Below are 13,717 nucleotides of genomic sequence, written 5' to 3'. Positions count from 1 at the left end.
CAAACTTCCTGAAGCATCGCCATGCACGCGGGCCTGGAGTGCCTGCGGGACGCGGTGCGAATTTTCTTCCGATCCCGCATGCGCAGCGCTTGCAAATTTCGATTGGTTGGGTAAAATGCGCAGCTCACCTTGCCCAGGTGGCGAAATTGGTAGACGCACTAGGTTCAGGTCCTAGCGGTGGCAACACTGTGGAGGTTCGAGTCCTCTCCTGGGCACCAAGATTGAAAGCAAAAGGCCTGCATCCGTGCAGGCCTTTTGTTTCTGTAGCTTTTTAGCTTTTGTAGCTTTTGCACTGCCCAAAGCGAATCCGCGCATGTGGTCTCCCCGCACCCGCAGTTTGAACGCCGCTAGGCGATCGCTATCGAGACAGGGGTCGGATTCCGGAAGAGATCCAGCACCGGGCAATGCCGGTCAACGCTCTCCTTGAGCGCCTTGAGCGCATCCTGGCTCGCGCTGCTATCGAATTTCACGGTGCCTTGAATATCGGTAAAGCCTGGGCGAACCTCCGGATCAACGCTAAAGAAGCCTCTCAGGTCAAGCGTGCCTTGTAGCTGGACGGAAACATCCCTCAGGGGAATGCCGAGCGCGGCTGCATGCAGGCGGTAGGTGATCTCCTGGCAGGTCGCCAGGGCAGCCAGGGCAAGCTCGACCGGGCTGGCCGCCTTGTCGCTGCCGCCAAGGCCAAGCGGCTCGTCCACGTCCACCGTGAACTCCCGTATCCTGACCTTGCGGTGCAGTCCGTCCTCGCCGCGGCTTTCCACCGAGAAATTGACAACGGCCTTTTCGGGTTGTGCAGCCAATGCTTGCTGGTTTGCGATGAACAGCGATTGATATGGATCGGACAAGATAGTCTCCTCGAGCGTCTTTCAGTCCGATTCTTGAGGCTTTTCCCATCCTTGGGAAATAAGGAATTCGAGTTTGCATATCTGTAGTGACCCGGCGGCAACGGCCAAGCCTGGGCGCGCCACGAAACTGGAACGGTGGCGACACGGAAGGCCTGCTGGCAATGCAAGGTGTTGCCGAGGCCCCGGCGCGAGGCGGTCGCGCGGCTCGGTAGTCACTTTGGAGCGGCCTTTTTTAAGTCTTGCTTAAGTCTCGGCCCATAGACTGGCAGCACACAAGACAACCCGGATAGGAGGTGCCATGACCCCGCAAGAGATGCAAGCGCTGGAAGGCTTCTTGACGCAGCTGACGCAGGCCAGGGCTGGGGCGAAAGACCCCCAGGCAGAGGCCTTCATTGCCGACGCGGTTGCCAGGCAGCCCGATGCCGCATACCTGCTGGTCCAGCGCGCCATGATGCTGGACCATGCGCTGGCGACGGCAAAAACGCAGATCGCCACGCTGCAGAGTCAGTTGCAGATGGCGCAGTCCAGCGGCGCCAATCGCTTTCTCGACCCGGACAATGCCTGGGGCAATAGCGCTGGCCGCGCCGCACCGAACCCCGTCATGCCGCCGCCGGCGAGCGCGCCTGTCGCCGTGCCGCAGCAGGCCCAGCCCGTGCCGGCGGAGCCGTCCCGGCCCGGTTTCCTGAGCGGCGGCCTGGGGAGCGCGCTGGGCGGTATCGCAACGACGGCAGCCGGCGTGGCCGGCGGCGCGTTCCTGTTCCAGGGGATCGAGAACCTGTTCCATCGCAATAGCGGCAGCGGCGGCGGCTTCTTCGGGCAGCCCGCCATGGGGCAGATGCCGACGGAGACCACCGTCGTCAACAACTACTACGAGAACGACGGCCGCTCGTCGCGGGGGGCGCCCGATACGGATGGGGGCCTGAGCAATGGGCTCCTGGATGACGGATTGGGCAATGACGACTTCCTGAATGACGATGCATTCAACGCCTAGGACGTTCAGGGCGTGCGGGGCTTGCCCGGACTGCCCGCGCCGGACTATCGCGGTGCCGCCGCAAACCGGTCGGTAGCGGCAATCAGCTGATCGAGGATGCCGGGTTCGGTCCATGCGTGCCCGGCGCCTTCGATCAGATGCAGATCGGCGTCGGGCCACGCCTGGTGCAGGGCAAAGGCATACCTTGCCGGGCAGGGCATGTCGTAGCGGCCGTGCACGATCACGCCGGGAATGCCGGCAAGGCGATGCGCGTCGCGCAGCAACTGTCCTTCCTCCAGCCAGGCGCGGTGCGTGAAGTAGTGGTTCTCCAACCGTGCGAACGCCAGCGCGAAATGGCCGTCGGCGTGCTTTGCACTGTTGTCAGGATCGGGCAGCAAAGTGATGGTTTCGCCTTCCCACACGCTCCACGCCCGGGCCGCCTCCAGCTGTTTCGCGGTATCGCTGCCGGTCAGCAGCTTGCGGTAGGCGGCCATCATGTTGCCGCGCTCGGCTTCCGGGACGGGGGCCTGGAAGCGGGCCCATTTGTCGGGAAACATCTCCGAGACGCCGTGCTGGTAGTACCAGTCCAGTTCCGCTTGGGACACGGTATAGACCCCGCGTAGCACCAGTTCGCTGGTCCGCTCCGGGTATGTCTGCGCATAGGCCAGCGCGAGCGTCGAGCCCCACGAGCCGCCAAAGACCAGCCAGCGTTCGACGCCGGCCAGCTGGCGCAGGCGCTCGATGTCCTCCACCAGGTGCCACGTCGTATTGGCCTCCAGCCCGGCGTGCGGGGTAGAGCGGCCACAGCCGCGCTGGTCGAACAGCATGACGTCGTAGCGCGCCGGATCGAACAAGCGGCGGTGATCGGCCGAAATGCCGCCACCGGGGCCGCCATGCAGGAAGACCGCCGGCTTGGCGCCAGGCGTGCCGACCCGTTCGTAGTAGACCACGTGGCCGTCGCCGACATCCATCGTGCCGGTTTGATAGGGTTCGATGGCGGGATAGAGCGAGCGAAGCTGTGGCATGGGTCGGGTCCAGGGGATGCGTTGGCAGAGTCGGAGTGTATCGCGCGAGGCTGGACGGCCGCATGCGCTCCAATGCGCTGGCGCCTCAAGCTATACTACGCGGGCCGCTGCAACAACGGCGGCCGGGTTTGACAGCCCGAGCAAGAGGGCGGACGACCGCCAACCAGGCGGCATTTTTTCGTCCGTCGTGCCTTCGCACGTCCCTATGGGCGGGCCTTGGCAGGGGAGCCTTCGGGCTCGCCGGTCCCTTCTTGCCGGTCTGTCAACCCTGTCATGCGCCCGCCCACCCCGATTGACAGCGGGGAGCGGGTCCGAAACCGCTCAAGAAGGAGGCACTCCCATGCCCCAGTTTTCGCTCGCCCGTACCGGGCACTTCGCACTTCCCGACCCCCTCTCCCTCATCATCGTGCCGCGCTTGCACGGTACGCAGCAGGAGGCCGCCCATGCATAAGCACACTCGCCATGGCATCACGGCCGAGCACACGGGCGCCGATATGTTCGTGACCGCCCATACGCCAAATGAGAGCCCGCTGAGTCTCGCTGCCGAGAAGGCGGCGCAGCTTCATGCGCTGCTGTGCGCCGCCAGCGACTACGCCGCCGCCGGCCCGTGCGCCAACCCGACTGGAGAGATCCAGGGGCGCCTGCTATCGCTGGCTGCCGGCCTGGCGCACGAGACGCTGGTGCTGAGCGAGATGATGGCGATGGGTGGCGGGGAAGAAGGCGCCAGCGCCTGATTCCGGGGTGGCCGCGTGGGGCCCGACAAGGTGCTGCACGCCGCCCAGGCGCTGGAGAACGGCGCAGGGAGCACCCAGGATCTCCAGTATCTGCTTGGGCGCGGCACGTCGTTGGGCGGTGCGCGTCCCAAGTCCACTGTTCGGGACACTGGCGGTTGGCCGGCCTTGGGCAAATTTCCCAGCCAGGCAGGCAAGCCATGACCGATGCGCCGGCTTGCGGTGTTGGCCGTGTCCTTGTGCCCATCAACCAGGTGCGCGTGAATGGGAGCGCAAGCGTCCTCACCAGTGGCGTGCTCGCTACCCTGGGCAAGGCGGCCCTGCCGTCTGCTTCGTACCAGGAGATCCGATGCGGGAGCGCCGGCAGAAGGGCGGATCTTTCCAGTAGCTCGCCCGCTTGTCTGCTCGATGCAGTTCAGGAGCCGGCAGCAGACGCCGCCACCTTGCGTCCGGCCATATGCCGCAGATAGGCCAGCAAGTCCTTCAGGTCGGCGTCGGGCAGCGTTTTTTCGTCGATCGCCGACATGCGCGCGTTGGGCCACCAGCGCAGCGACTGCGGATCGCGGATCAGGCTGGCCAGCTTGTCGTCGCCCAGATACTCGACCGGGCTGTACGGCACGTTCAGATCGGGGCCAAGGTGGGCGTCGCCGACCCGGTTGAGGGAATGGCACGAAAAGCAAACGCGCTGGAATGTCGCGAAGCCGCGCATGACCGGTCCGTCGGCCGGCAGGCCGGGGGCGGGCCGGATGGCCGCAAAGCGCTCGGCAGGCGATGCGGTGATGTCGATGCGCACGATGCTGTAGGTCCAGAGGCTCTCGTTGACCACGGCGGCGGCGTGGCCCGACGGCACTGTCCAGATCAGACGGAACGGCCCGATGTCCTGGCCCTTGAGCGTCGGCCAGGGTGCGGCGGGATTTTCCACCGCCAGCCAGGCGCGCGGCTCGTCGGTGCGATCGGCCAGCAGCAGGCGCATCGGCAGGTGGGAAATATAGCCGTCGCTGGCCGCGGTCGTCGCACTCGCGTCGGCCGTCACCGGCATGCCGCGCAGCAGGGCCGCCAGGGGGATCGCCTTGAACGTCAGGCGGCGTTTCAGGTTGTCGTCGTCCACCGTCACATCGGTCAGGCGACGGTCGGTCAGCAGTCCATCGAGCGTCCAGCTGCGCTGTTGCGTACCAGCGGCAATGGTTAGCGTCGCCGTGTCCGCGGCGCACGCCGGACCTGCCAGGAATGCCATCGCGCAGCCAAGCGCGCCAACGGTCCTTGCGATCCAGGCTTTCATGCGTCTTTCTCCAGTTTTCCGGGGGAATGTGCGGGAATCCTGCTGTCAACCAATGTCTCGCGTGCTTGCGCCCCGAGCCGGTTGAGCGACAGCCGGAATGTACCCATTCTTGTTTGAGCGCACAGTGTATGCGAAAGCGCGAAGGCGGAGAGTGCGGCCCGAACGGTCGTTGCTGCCCCGGGACTTCACGCTCGCCGAGGCGCCGCTGGAGGAGGGGGGCGGGCTGTCGGCGACCTGATCCGCCAGGGCAAGCTCCGGTACTTCGGCGCATCCAATTTCCGCGGTTGGCGCCTTGCCGACATCGTGCGCCTTGCCGATGCATTCAGCATGGACAGGCCCGTCGCCAGCGAACCGCTCCGCACCGCGGAGGTGGAGCAATTGCCGGCAGCGGCCCGCTATGGGCTTGGCGTCGTTTCGTACAGCCCGCTGGCACGCGGTGTACTCAGCGGCAAGTACGCGACGGATGCGCCGCCGCCGGCCGACAGCCGCGCCGGGCGCGGCGACAAGCGAATCCAGCAGACCGAATGAAGATCAGGCCTGCCGTGCGGCTTGCGCGGCTGACACCGCGGCGCGCAGGGCCAGCAGGTAGCTGTCCACGCCAAAGCCCGATATCTGACCCAGGATGATTTCCGCGAAGACCGATTGATGACGAAATGCCTCGCGCGCGTGGATGTTGGACATATGCAGTTCGACCACTGGCACCGTCAGGATCGCCAGTGCATCGCGGATCCCGTAGCTGTAGTGCGTCCAGGCCCCCGCATTGATCAGCACGGCATCGACGCCCTCCGCATAGGCCTGGTGGATGCGTTCGCACATCGCCCCTTCACTGTTGGTCTGGAAGCTGTCCACCTCGGCGCCCAGCTCCTGGCCAAGTGCCTGCAGTTTCGCGTCGATTTCCGCCAGCGTGATGGTCCCGTACTGCTTGGGGTCGCGCTTGCCGAACATATTGTGGTTGATGCCGTGCAGCATGAGAACCTTCATGGCCGTACTCCTTTTCTGAATCGGGATTTCAGCTGACCCGGACCTGCGGATCCGCTTCGCGTCCTACACCAAGGGCACGGTCATGCGCCGGATCAGATCCCGTGTCTCGGGCCGGACGCCGCGCCACCAGGCGAAGGCTTCAGCGGCTTGTTCCACCAGCATGCCGACGCCGTCGGCCAATGATGCCGCCCCCGCGTTTTGCGCGAAGCGCAGGAAGGGCGTGAGCCCCTTGCCGTAGACCAGCTCATAGGCAAGCGCTGCCCGGACGAAGGCATCGGCCGGCACCGGCGGCAACCCGCCCTTGAGGCTCGCGGAGGTGGCATTGACGACCAGGTCGAAGCGTTCGCGCGCCAGGTCCTGGTAGCCGCAGCCGCTCACCCGGCCATGCGCGGCGAACTGGCTGGCGAGCGCGGACGCTTTTTCGACGGTTCGGTTCGCAATGACCACTTCCGCCGGCTCCGCTTGCAGGAAAGGCAGCAATGCCCCGCGGGCGGCACCGCCCGCGCCGAGCACCAGCACGCGCTTGCCCGCCAGCGAGAAGCCGAGATTGCGCTGGATGTCGTTGAGGAGCCCCACGCCGTCGAAGTTGTCGGCGAGGATGCGGCCGCCCTCGAATTTCAGCGCGTTGGCCGCCCCTGCCAGTTGTGCGCGCTCCAGCCTGTCGGTGGCGAGTTCATAGGCCTGCAGCTTGAATGGCGCGGTCACGTTCATGCCGCGCCCGCCGGCGTCGCGGAAGGCCAGCAGCGCCTCGGCAACGCCCTCGAGCGGCCCCTCGATCGCAATGTATTCCATATCCTGCGCGGTGGCCCGCGCGAATTCACCATGGATCAGCGGCGACTTGGTGTGGCCGATAGGATTGCCGATCACGGCGTAGCGGTCGGTCATGTCGTGCTCCTTGCAGTGGCCTCGGCATACAGCACGCCGTCGTTCACCATTGCGTCGATCTGCGCGGCCGTGAAGCCAAGCTCGGCAGCGATGTCCAGGTTGTGCTGGCCCATCAGGGGTGCCGGCATTTTCTGCGTGGTGTCGCAGTCCGAGAAGCGGAACGGCAGGTTGGGCAGCCGCACCTTGCCGAGCAGCGGATGCGCCTGCTCGATCACCATGCCGCGTGCCGCTACTTGCGGATCGGCCAGCACTTCGTCAATGCGTTGCACCTTGGCGCACGGCACGTCGATGGCATCGAGCGCCACCAGGCATTGCGCGACCGTGCGCTGCGCCACCCAGCCGCGTGCGACCGGCAGGATCTCCGCGCGGTGGGCATTGCGGCCAGCGGCGGTGTGCATCCGCGTGTCGGCGGCGAACGCCTCGCCGCCGACCAGGGCGGCGAAGCGCTTCCACGCATCGTCGACCTGGGCCGCGATAACGACGTAGCCGTCCGATGCGGTAAAGACACCGTAGAGGGTCGACTGCGGCAGGTCGTGGCCGGTCTGCACCGGCACTTCCTGGCCGCCCGACATCGTGTAGCACTGCACCGCGTACTCGTGCATCGACACCAGGCAGTCATACAGGGCCATGTCGATGTGCTGCCCGCGGCCGGACTTGACCCGGCCCAGCAGGGCGGCGCAGACCGAAGCCACGCCGTGGATGCCGGTGTACATGTCACCCAGCGCAATGCGCAGCAACGGCGGGGCCTCGCCGGGCGAGCCGACCATCTGCATGATGCCGCTCTTGGCTTCCGCGATCAGCCCGAAGCCGGCACGATGCGAATCCGGGCCGGTGTGGCCATAGGCCGAGACCGAGCAATACACCAGCTTCGGGTTGCGCTCGCTCAGGGCCTTGTAGCCAAGGCCGAGCTTGTCCAGTGCCCCCGGCCGGTAGTTCTCGACGAACACGTCGGCCGTATCGGCCAGCCTGTGCATCAGTTCCAGGCCGCGCGGGTCCTTGAGGTTGATGCATAGGCCCTTTTTTCCCATGTTCTGCTGCAGGAAGTAGCCGCTTTGCCCATCGACGAAGTAGGGGTGCTGGCGCCCGGCGTCGCCCGTGGTGGGACGCTCGACCTTGATCACCTCCGCGCCCAGCGCGGCAAGGCAACGGCTCAGGTAGGGGCCCGCCAGGAAGTGGCTGTAGTCGATGACACGGATGCCATCCAGGGGAAGCGCTTGCGTCATGCCGGTCTCCGCGGAATCATCAGGCGATGCTCGCCTTTCTGCACGACTTCGCCGCGCTGGTTGATCAGCTCGGAGGGCAGTACCACGATGCCCCAGCCGGGCTTGCTCTTCGACTCGCGCATGCTGCCCACGCGAAACCTGACGTGCAGCGTGTCGCCGAGCTTGATCGGACCCAGGAAATCCCAGGTCCAGCCGAGCGACATGCCGGGCAGGAAGCGGTATTCGCTGACGGTCTTCAGCCCGTCGGCAATCGAAAGGCCGAACAGGCCGTGTGCCACCCGCGTGCCGAACGGCGTGGTCCTGGCATATGCCTCGTCGGTGTGCACAGGGGTGTGGTCACCCGTCAGGTCGGCGTAGGCCATGACGCGGGCCTCGGTCACCTCGTAGGCGGGGCTGATGCATTCGTCGCCCACGCGGGCGTCGTCCCAGTAACGTTCTTCGCTCATTGCCATATCCTTGTCAGGCACGGGGATTGATGGCCAGGGCCTGCGCTACCGCGCCGGGGCTGGCTTGAATGAGTTCGACGGCGAGGCCGTCCGGCAGGCGCAGCCAGTTGCGGCCCTGGGGCATCTCGCTCACGCCGAACGATGCGGCCGCGGCGAGCGCGGCTTCCAGGTCCTCGCACATCACGCCAAGGTGGGCGAGCCGGCCTTCGGGGCCGTCGAAGTCCGGGCTGGCGATGAACTGCATGCCGCCGAGTGTCCAGTACTGGCGCGGCTGCGCCTGCGTGCCGTCGATCTCGCGCATGGCCATGCCCAGCACGTCGCGGAAAAAGCGGATATGCCAGTGGATGTCCCTGACCCGGATGGCGGCATGCTCCACATAGGCTTTGCTTGCGGCTGCCATGTCATTGGCTCCCCGCGGCGGCAGGCTGCTGGGTCAGGCCGTGCTCGATGCCCTTGATGCACGCCACCAGCGCCTGGTTGACCGGCGTCGGCACGCCGCAGCGCGCTCCCGCCCGCACCACCGCGCCGTTGATGAAATCGACTTCGGTGGCGGCGCCTTTTTCCAGGCTCTGCAGCATGGATGCCTTGAAATCCGGCGGCAGCCCGTCTGCCGCCATCACCCAGGCGTCGCGCGGCTGGGCAATCGAGAGCTTCACGTCGTTGGCACGCGCCACCGCCATGGCTTCGGCAACCGCAGCCACGGCGCAAGCCTCGGCCTCGGGTACGGCGTAGAGGCCGCCATAGGGCAGGCGGGTGATGCCGCTGAGCGCGCCGGTGGCGACGTTGATCAGCAACTTGTCCCACATGGTGCCGACGATGTTGTCGCTGACGTCGGTGCGCAGGCCGGCGCGCTCGAACTCCGCCGCGATGGCGCGCACGCGGTCGCTCAGCGCGCCGTCGAGTTCGCCGATGATGGTGAGCTTGCCCCGGGTGCCGGCAATGATGCGGCCCGGGCCCAGGAATACCCCGCCGACATAGGTCTTGCCGGCCAGCACGCGTGCGCGGCCCACTGCCTGCGCCAGGATGTCTTCATGGCCCATGCCGTTTTGCAGCGACATGACCGAGGTCTGCGCGCCGACGATGGGCATGGCTGAAGCAATGGCTTGCGCGGTATGGAAGGATTTGACGAGCACGATCACCAGATCGGCCGGCGCCAGGCCGGCGCAGCCGGTGGCAGCCTTCACCCGGACGCGGATTTCCGAATCGCCGTCCCGCATGAGCAGGCCATCGCGATGGACGGCATCGACGTGCGCCTGGAAGCGATCGATCAGTGTGACGTCCGAGCCAGCCCTGGCCAACGTTCCGCCGATCGCGCAACCGAGCGCGCCGGCACCGAGGACATAAATCTTCACCTTGTCTCCTTATGCCGCGCCGAAAGGGGGCGCAGCCACAGGTGAAACGATATGGACCTCGGCCTATTTGGTAAATACAATGAAGGCAATACTGTTCATTGCGAAATGCAATACGCATACGCCGCACATACCGCATGCCGCACACTGCGCTCGCCCCGAATCCCGACGACGACCTGATTGAGCCCCGCATGCTCAGGCTGCTGGATCTGCTCTACCGAACGCGCAGCGTCACGCAGTCGGCGGCGGCGCTGGGACAAAGCCAGTCCACGGTCAGCATCTGGCTGGGCAAGCTGCGCCGCCAGCTGAACGATCCGCTGTTCGTTCGCACGCCCTCCGGCATGCAGCCGACGCCCCGCGCCGATGCGCTGATCGAGACCGCCCGCAACGCGCTGGAGTCTTTGCGCTTGCTCACCACGTGCGATGTCAGTTTCGACCCCGCCACGGCGGAACGTACCTTCCGCATTTGCATGACTGACGCCAGCCACATCACGCTGTTGCCGCAGTTGCTGGCGCACGTGCGCACCTTTGCTCCTTGCGTTCGGCTGGTGGCGGCGCGTATCGACGGCAATACGGCGGCGGCGCTGCAGTCCGGCGAGGCAGACCTGGCGCTCGGCCTGGTGCCCTGGCTTGACGCGGGCTTCTACCAGCAAACCTTGTTTCCGCAGGATTGGGTGTGCCTGGTCAATGCGCGCCATGCCCGCATTGCGCAGCAACTCACGCTGCAGCGCTATTGCGGCGAAGGTCACATCGGCATTGTCGGGGGCACGGGCGCGCAAGTGCTGGAGCGCGCGCTGGAGGAGCAACAGATCCACCGCAACATCATGCTTGAACTCCCCGGCTTCCTTGGACTGGCGGCAATCGTCGCATCGACCGACCTGATCGCCACCGTGCCGCGCCATATTGGCGAGACGCTGGCGGCAATGACCAATTTATCCGTTCTGGCTTGCCCAGTGGCCATCCCGCCCTTCACCGTCAAGCAGCATTGGCATGCTCGCTTCCACCACGATCCCGCCAATCGCTGGCTGCGCGGGGTGTGCGAAATCCTGTTCCAGAGCCGCCGAATCAAGCACGGGGAGCCGAAGCCCGGCTCGGAAGCGTAGGAGGCCAGGAATTCGGGCAGGGCATGGCGGAGGAGCGGCCTTGCCGCCGACGCCGGCGCGCTGAACTGCTCACCGGTTGCAACCCTTCGCCGGCGTCCACTTGTCCTGGCGCCGGGTTGCCGTACGCGCGATGCCGGATTCCGGGCCGGGCAACGGAGACGGAAGCCAGCACGGAATCCTGGCGTTCCAACGCCGGTTCAGCCGACGCGGATGCCCGCCTGCCCGACCATCTCGGCGGCCTGTCCAACGGAGATGATGGCTCCCTTGAACGAGGCCGCGGCGGTCGTGAGGCTCAGCCCGCCGAGTTCGGCCAGGCGGAGGTCCGCGCCATCGAAGCGGGCGTGCTTCAGGTTGGCGTCACGCAGGCTGCCGCCCTCGAACACGGTATCCCGGAAATCGCAGCCGGCGAGGTCGGCATCGGACAGGTCGAGTTGCTCCAGGCGTTGCTTGCGGAACGACAAGCCGCGCAGGTCGCTGCCGACGAGAAGGGTGTTGTGGAAAACGAGGCCCAGGGTGGCGGTTTCGCGGAACCGGGCGCCGGTCAGCTTGGTTTCCGTGAAGAGGGCGCCGGCCAGCCGCGCGCGCTCCCATTGCGTGTTGTTCAGGTCGCTGTTGCAGAAGCGCGCTTCCGTGGCGTCGACCAGGGTGAAGTCGGCGCCGGCGGCCTTGCAGCGCATCCATTTCGACTCGGCGAGGTTCGCCTTTCTCAGCTGCGCGCCCGCAAAGGTGCACATCAGGAATTCCACGGACGAAAAGTCCAGGCCGCTCAGGTCCAGGTCGTCGAAGCTGCATTGCGCGAAACGGAGCGCGGCCGGCCGTTGCGCAAGCATCTCGAGGATGCCGTTGCGCGAGAGCCCGGCATTGCTGATGATGTGGGGGGATGGTATGGGCATGGGATTGGCGGAAGGAACGTCGGATGACGCCTTGATTCTGTTTTGGAAGTGCCGCCCTTGGTCACCTGGGTGTGTCCGAGAGGATGAGGCAAGCGATCGACGAGCGAGTGCGTCAATACATTGTGTCTAGTGCGTGGCCCTGTCGCACATCGCCAGCAACGATGCCAGCAGACGTGCCTTGCGGGGCGCATCGACGTCATAGACCTCGAACATTTCCGCGTACCACATGCCATCTCCCGCCAGGCGGCAGATCAGGAGCCGATCTTCGGCAGTGGTGTCGGCGGGGTCATGCGCGATGGCGTCCCTCATGCGCTGGCTCCATCCCTGGCGGCAGCTGGGGAGCGTCAAGGCCAGCATGGCAATGGCACGCTGCGTTCCAATGGCGTTGTTGGGCGAGGTGCTGTCGAAGCATGTCCTGATGTAGGCGCGGGCGTGTTTGCCGGGACCATCCGGCTCGGCGGACAGCGCGCGTTGATAGCGGCTGTCGAATTCCTCGAAGAGCTGCTCGCACAGGGCTTCGAGCAGGGCGTTCTTGCTGCGGTAGTGATACTGCAGGCCTCCCTTGCTCACGCCGGCGCGTTGCGCCACCAGGTCGAGCGTAACCGACTCGGGGCCGTCAGAGACCAGCAGGTCCCGCACGACCGAGAGGCACTGGGTCCGGATCAGTTCAGGGTTCTTGAGACGCTTGCTTGCTTCGGACATGATAAATCCAGCCAGACGGATTTATTATTCTAGCACCTTGCCCTTGCTTTGTAGCAAGGACAAGACAAAGCGGGGCCGGGGGCTGACGTCAGGCCGTGAGTGGCTGGAACAGCCTGGAGGGACCTGACCTGCCCGGCTGCATGGCCAGCCCCGCCAGCCAGGCTAGCGCAGCGCGAACCCCCGTTCCCGCACCGTCTCCGAGTCCAGCCCGATCTGCACCTTGAAATCCCCCGCCTCGGCGGCGTATTCGAGCCTGGCGTTGAAGAATTTCAGCTTGTCCTCGTCGATGGTGAAATGCACCACGCGCGCCTCGCCCGCCTTGAGCATGAGCTTGCGGAAGTCCTTCAACTCCTTCACCGGCCTCACCACAGAGGCGGCGACATCCTGGATATAGAGCTGGACCACCGTCTCCCCGTCGCGCTCCCCGGTGTTGGTCACCGTCACGCTGGCCTCGATCCGGCCATGGCGCGGCATGGCCGGGCTCGATAGCGTGATGTCGGACACGCTGAAGTCCGTATAGCTCAGGCCATAGCCGAACGGATACAGCGGGCCGGACGGCTCTTCGAAGTATTGCGAAGTATAGTTCGGCGGCTTGCCCGGCACGAAAGGGCGTCCGATGCGCAGATGGTTGTAATAGGTCGGGATCTGCCCCAGCGAACGCGGGAAGGAAATGGGCAGCTTGCCCGATGGGTTGTAGTCGCCGAACAATACATCGGCAATCGCATGGCCGCCCTCGGTGCCGGCGTACCAGGTCTCGAGCAGGGCATCGGCGTTCTCCTTTTCCCAGGCGAGCGTCAGGGGGCGGCCGTTCATCAGTACCACCACCAGCGGCTTGCCGGTCGTCCTGAGCGCCTTGAGCAGGGTCTCCTGGCCGCCCGGCAAGGACAGGCTCGTACGGCTCGATGCCTCATGCGACATGCCGCGCGACTCGCCTACGGCGACCACGATGGCGTCGGCGCCGCGTGCTGCTTCCACGGCCTCGGCAATCATGTCGCCGGGAGCACGCTTGTCCTGCACGATCTCGGGCTTGTCCCAGTTCATGAAGTTCAGGTATCCGACCACGCCGGCATCGTCGGTCACGTTCGCGCCGCGGGCATAGACCACCCGGGCCTGGTCGCCAACGGCGTCGCGCACGCCTTGCAGCAGCGTGACCGTCTGCCCGGATTTGCCGGCCGCCGACCAGCTGCCCATGGTGTCGACGGGCGCATCGGCCAACGGCCCGATCACCGCGAGCGTGCCGGTCTTCTTCAGGGGCAGCGTCCGGCCGCGGTTCTCGAGCAGGACC

Annotated in this window: 15 protein-coding genes, 1 tRNA gene and 1 pseudogene; 5 read left to right on the top strand and 12 right to left on the bottom strand. The window is 65.9% G+C overall.

Annotation, left to right across the window (positions count from 1 at the left end):
• Positions 1 to 131: 131 nt before the first annotated feature.
• Positions 132 to 218: transfer RNA gene (locus tag P3W85_RS36060), tRNA-Leu, on the top strand.
• A gap of 129 nt (positions 219 to 347) precedes the next feature.
• Here P3W85_RS36060 and P3W85_RS36055 read toward each other — a convergent pair.
• Complete coding sequence (locus tag P3W85_RS36055; RefSeq protein ID WP_017230904.1) at positions 348 to 845, bottom strand: OsmC family protein; 498 nt, start codon at positions 843 to 845, stop codon at positions 348 to 350.
• A gap of 298 nt (positions 846 to 1,143) precedes the next feature.
• Here P3W85_RS36055 and P3W85_RS36050 point away from each other — a divergent pair, with 298 nt between their 5' ends.
• A complete protein-coding gene (locus tag P3W85_RS36050) occupies positions 1,144 to 1,836 on the top strand; it encodes a DUF2076 domain-containing protein (RefSeq protein WP_276268291.1) in 693 nt (230 codons plus the stop codon).
• A 44-nt stretch (positions 1,837 to 1,880) separates the two neighbouring features.
• Here P3W85_RS36050 and pip read toward each other — a convergent pair whose 3' ends face one another.
• Positions 1,881 to 2,840 (bottom strand): prolyl aminopeptidase, encoded by a 960-nt coding sequence (gene pip, locus P3W85_RS36045; protein ID WP_017230902.1) that lies wholly within the window; start codon positions 2,838 to 2,840, stop codon positions 1,881 to 1,883.
• A 443-nt stretch (positions 2,841 to 3,283) separates the two neighbouring features.
• Between pip and P3W85_RS36040 the strand changes: the two genes are divergently transcribed.
• Positions 3,284 to 3,574 carry a hypothetical protein gene (locus P3W85_RS36040; protein ID WP_276268290.1) on the top strand — a complete coding sequence of 97 codons (291 nt, stop codon included), beginning with the start codon at positions 3,284 to 3,286 and terminating at the stop codon, positions 3,572 to 3,574.
• A 412-nt stretch (positions 3,575 to 3,986) separates the two neighbouring features.
• Here P3W85_RS36040 and P3W85_RS36035 read toward each other — a convergent pair whose 3' ends face one another.
• The gene (locus P3W85_RS36035) at positions 3,987 to 4,850 is read right to left on the bottom strand and encodes a cytochrome c (protein ID WP_276268289.1); all 864 of its coding nucleotides are present in this window, start codon (positions 4,848 to 4,850) and stop codon (positions 3,987 to 3,989) included.
• Positions 4,851 to 5,040: 190 nt separating this feature from the next.
• On the opposite strand from P3W85_RS36035, the pseudogene P3W85_RS36030 reads away from it, so the two are divergent.
• Positions 5,041 to 5,375: pseudogene (locus tag P3W85_RS36030) on the top strand (aldo/keto reductase); the annotation flags it as partial.
• A 6-nt stretch (positions 5,376 to 5,381) separates the two neighbouring features.
• Here P3W85_RS36030 and aroQ read toward each other — a convergent pair.
• The 6 genes from aroQ to P3W85_RS36000 form a co-directional block, all read right to left on the bottom strand.
• Positions 5,382 to 5,831: a type II 3-dehydroquinate dehydratase gene (gene aroQ, locus P3W85_RS36025; protein ID WP_276268288.1), complete on the bottom strand. Its 450-nt coding sequence runs from the start codon at positions 5,829 to 5,831 to the stop codon at positions 5,382 to 5,384.
• A gap of 63 nt (positions 5,832 to 5,894) precedes the next feature.
• The gene (gene aroE, locus P3W85_RS36020; RefSeq protein ID WP_276268287.1) at positions 5,895 to 6,716 is read right to left on the bottom strand and encodes a shikimate dehydrogenase; all 822 of its coding nucleotides are present in this window, start codon (positions 6,714 to 6,716) and stop codon (positions 5,895 to 5,897) included.
• Positions 6,713 to 7,939, bottom strand: coding sequence for a CaiB/BaiF CoA transferase family protein (locus tag P3W85_RS36015; RefSeq protein ID WP_276268286.1), 1,227 nt, complete (start codon positions 7,937 to 7,939; stop codon positions 6,713 to 6,715). Before P3W85_RS36015 ends, aroE begins: the two co-directional genes overlap by 4 nt.
• Positions 7,936 to 8,385 carry a MaoC family dehydratase gene (locus P3W85_RS36010; RefSeq protein ID WP_430869687.1) on the bottom strand — a complete coding sequence of 150 codons (450 nt, stop codon included), beginning with the start codon at positions 8,383 to 8,385 and terminating at the stop codon, positions 7,936 to 7,938. The genes P3W85_RS36015 and P3W85_RS36010 overlap by 4 nt, the downstream gene beginning before the upstream one ends.
• Before the next feature lie 13 nt (positions 8,386 to 8,398).
• Positions 8,399 to 8,785, bottom strand: a complete 387-nt coding sequence (locus P3W85_RS36005) for a VOC family protein (protein WP_276268284.1) — start codon at positions 8,783 to 8,785, stop codon at positions 8,399 to 8,401.
• A gap of 1 nt (position 8,786) precedes the next feature.
• On the bottom strand, positions 8,787 to 9,737 hold the full coding sequence (locus P3W85_RS36000) for a ketopantoate reductase family protein (protein ID WP_276268283.1): 951 nt from the start codon (positions 9,735 to 9,737) through the stop codon (positions 8,787 to 8,789).
• A gap of 134 nt (positions 9,738 to 9,871) precedes the next feature.
• Here P3W85_RS36000 and P3W85_RS35995 point away from each other — a divergent pair, with 134 nt between their 5' ends.
• The gene (locus tag P3W85_RS35995; RefSeq protein ID WP_276268282.1) at positions 9,872 to 10,837 is read left to right on the top strand and encodes a LysR family transcriptional regulator; all 966 of its coding nucleotides are present in this window, start codon (positions 9,872 to 9,874) and stop codon (positions 10,835 to 10,837) included.
• Between the two features lie 197 nt (positions 10,838 to 11,034).
• On the opposite strand, the gene P3W85_RS35990 is transcribed toward P3W85_RS35995, so the two are convergent.
• The 3 genes from P3W85_RS35990 to P3W85_RS35980 all read right to left on the bottom strand — a co-directional run.
• Positions 11,035 to 11,730 (bottom strand): pentapeptide repeat-containing protein, encoded by a 696-nt coding sequence (locus P3W85_RS35990; protein ID WP_276268281.1) that lies wholly within the window; start codon positions 11,728 to 11,730, stop codon positions 11,035 to 11,037.
• 126 nt (positions 11,731 to 11,856) lie between these two features.
• Positions 11,857 to 12,432 carry a TetR/AcrR family transcriptional regulator gene (locus P3W85_RS35985; RefSeq protein WP_017230892.1) on the bottom strand — a complete coding sequence of 192 codons (576 nt, stop codon included), beginning with the start codon at positions 12,430 to 12,432 and terminating at the stop codon, positions 11,857 to 11,859.
• A 162-nt stretch (positions 12,433 to 12,594) separates the two neighbouring features.
• On the bottom strand, positions 12,595 to 13,717 hold a 1,123-nt coding region (locus P3W85_RS35980), incomplete at its 5' end, for a glycoside hydrolase family 3 C-terminal domain-containing protein (RefSeq protein ID WP_276268280.1).

The sequence above is a fragment of the Cupriavidus basilensis genome (assembly GCF_029335485.1).
GTDB classification, from domain to species: Bacteria; Pseudomonadota; Gammaproteobacteria; order Burkholderiales; family Burkholderiaceae; genus Cupriavidus; species Cupriavidus basilensis_E.
This window is presented reverse-complemented; position numbering and strand designations above follow the sequence as displayed.

Coding starts and splice junctions, on each gene's coding strand:
- P3W85_RS36050 (WP_276268291.1), top strand. CDS start 1,144: ATGACCCCGCAAGAGATGCAAGCGCTGGAAGGCTTCTTGACGCAGCTG.
- pip (WP_017230902.1), bottom strand. CDS start 2,840: ATGCCACAGCTTCGCTCGCTCTATCCCGCCATCGAACCCTATCAAACC.
- P3W85_RS36040 (WP_276268290.1), top strand. CDS start 3,284: ATGCATAAGCACACTCGCCATGGCATCACGGCCGAGCACACGGGCGCC.
- P3W85_RS36035 (WP_276268289.1), bottom strand. CDS start 4,850: ATGAAAGCCTGGATCGCAAGGACCGTTGGCGCGCTTGGCTGCGCGATG.
- aroQ (WP_276268288.1), bottom strand. CDS start 5,831: ATGAAGGTTCTCATGCTGCACGGCATCAACCACAATATGTTCGGCAAG.
- aroE (WP_276268287.1), bottom strand. CDS start 6,716: ATGACCGACCGCTACGCCGTGATCGGCAATCCTATCGGCCACACCAAG.
- P3W85_RS36015 (WP_276268286.1), bottom strand. CDS start 7,939: ATGACGCAAGCGCTTCCCCTGGATGGCATCCGTGTCATCGACTACAGC.
- P3W85_RS36010 (WP_430869687.1), bottom strand. CDS start 8,385: ATGAGCGAAGAACGTTACTGGGACGACGCCCGCGTGGGCGACGAATGC.
- P3W85_RS36005 (WP_276268284.1), bottom strand. CDS start 8,785: ATGGCAGCCGCAAGCAAAGCCTATGTGGAGCATGCCGCCATCCGGGTC.
- P3W85_RS35995 (WP_276268282.1), top strand. CDS start 9,872: ATGCCGCACACTGCGCTCGCCCCGAATCCCGACGACGACCTGATTGAG.
- P3W85_RS35990 (WP_276268281.1), bottom strand. CDS start 11,730: ATGCCCATACCATCCCCCCACATCATCAGCAATGCCGGGCTCTCGCGC.
- P3W85_RS35985 (WP_017230892.1), bottom strand. CDS start 12,432: ATGTCCGAAGCAAGCAAGCGTCTCAAGAACCCTGAACTGATCCGGACC.